The organism is Luteibacter sp. P4_E6 (genome assembly GCF_056401535.1).
The window spans coordinates 1-1,633 of the sequence record NZ_JBFUJE010000717.1 but is presented as its reverse complement, the minus strand read 5'-3'; the positions used below and the strand labels follow the sequence as shown (position 1 = coordinate 1,633).

Annotated in this window: 1 protein-coding gene and 1 pseudogene; both read right to left on the bottom strand. The window is 67.0% G+C overall.

Annotated elements, in window-relative coordinates:
- Positions 1-711: pseudogene (locus AC1DT2_RS22745) on the bottom strand (hypothetical protein); the annotation flags it as partial.
- Positions 712-733: 22 nt separating this feature from the next.
- The coding region (locus AC1DT2_RS22740; RefSeq protein WP_477298926.1) for a chromosome segregation SMC family protein at positions 734-1,633 on the bottom strand (900 nt) is incomplete at its 5' end.

The following is a 1,633-nucleotide window of genomic DNA, read 5'->3' as shown; positions in this document are numbered from 1 at the left end:
GGCCTTTTCGGCGGCAACGACCAGGTCGGAACCATGGAATTTGCTGCCTTCGCGAGCGACCACGTAAAGGCTGACGATGCGCTCAACCGGGGCGTGCGACGGACGACGACCCAGGTCGGAACGCGGCGGGGCCTTCGGCGGCGGTGCGGGCGCCGGAACGGGCGCGGGTGCCGGGGACCGGACAGGCGCCGGCGGCGGTGCCGCGGCGACGGGCTCGTCGAGGTCGAACGGCAGGTCGAGCCGCGGCTCGACGCGCTGCTGCGGCACATGCTGCGAAGCGGGCGGCGAAGGCGGCTCGTCGTAAGCCTGCGGCGGGTGAAYGGCCGCACGGTCACCGGATAGTGAGGTGCCAAGGCGCTCCAACTCGGCGCGCAGATCCACGTCCAGCTCGCCCTGGCGGGGCGACGGACGGAACAGCGGATCGTTGGCATCCTCATCGCGGGCGCTGAATTCCCTGCCGTCGTGCGCGTCGTACGCACGGTCGTCCCGGGCGCTGAACGATTCGCCGCCGATGTCGTCGCCGTCATCGTTGAACACCGGCTCGCGGCGCTCGCGAGAGCGCTCCTGCGTCTCCGGTGCGGGCTTGCGTCGGCCCTGCTGCTCCTTGCGTGGCTGGCCGAACAGCCAGATCAGCACGAGAACGACGATGCCGACGAAAAGCATCGGGATGCCTACTGCGGGATTCCAGGCGAGGCCGATGGCGGGATTCATGCTTCGATTCCTTGTTTAGTACTTAAGCCACGCCGACGAGCTTGGAGGCTTCGGCGAGGTCGACCTGAACCAGGCGGGACACACCCGGTTCGCGCATGGTAACGCCGCACAGCTGATACGCGGCTTCCATGGTGGCCTTGTTGTGGCTGACAAATATGAACTGCACCTTCTCGCTCATCTCACGGACCATGGCCGAGAAGCGGCCGACGTTGGCTTCGTCCAGCGGTGCGTCCACCTCGTCCAGCAGGCAGAACGGCGCCGGATTGAGGCCGAAGATGGCGAACACCAGCGATACCGCGGTGAGCGCCTTCTCGCCGCCGGAGAGCAGCGTGATGTTGCTGACACGCTTGCCCGGGGGCCGCGCCATGATCGCCACGCCGGTATCGAGCAGATCGTCGCCGGTGAGCTCGAGATAGGCGTGACCGCCACCGAATAAACGGGGAAACAGTTCCTGCACGCCCGCATTCACCCGGTCGAAGGTTTCCTTGAAGCGCTGACGGGTTTCGCGGTCGATCTTCTTGATCGCGCCTTCCAGCGTTTCCATCGCGCTGACCAGGTCGGCCAGCTGCGCATCGAGGTATTCCTTGCGCTGGGACTGCTCGGCATGTTCCTGGATCGCCGCCAGGTTGACCGGCTCCAGGCGGGCGATCTTCTGCGCGAGGTCGACGAGCTGCTTCTGCCAGTGGTCGGGTTCGGCGTCTTCGGCCAACTCGGTGAGCAGCGCTTCGAGTTCGAGGCCGGAGGCCTTGATCGCCTGGGCCAGCTGTTCGGCGCGAAGCTGCAAGGCCTGCGCGGCGAGGCGCTTCTCGGAGACGTTCTCGCGCACCTGGTTGAGCACATGCTCGGTGCGCTGGCGCTCCTGCTCCAGGCGGCGGAACTCGGCGTCGCAATCCTCAAGGGCGCGGCGCGCTTCCACGAGTTG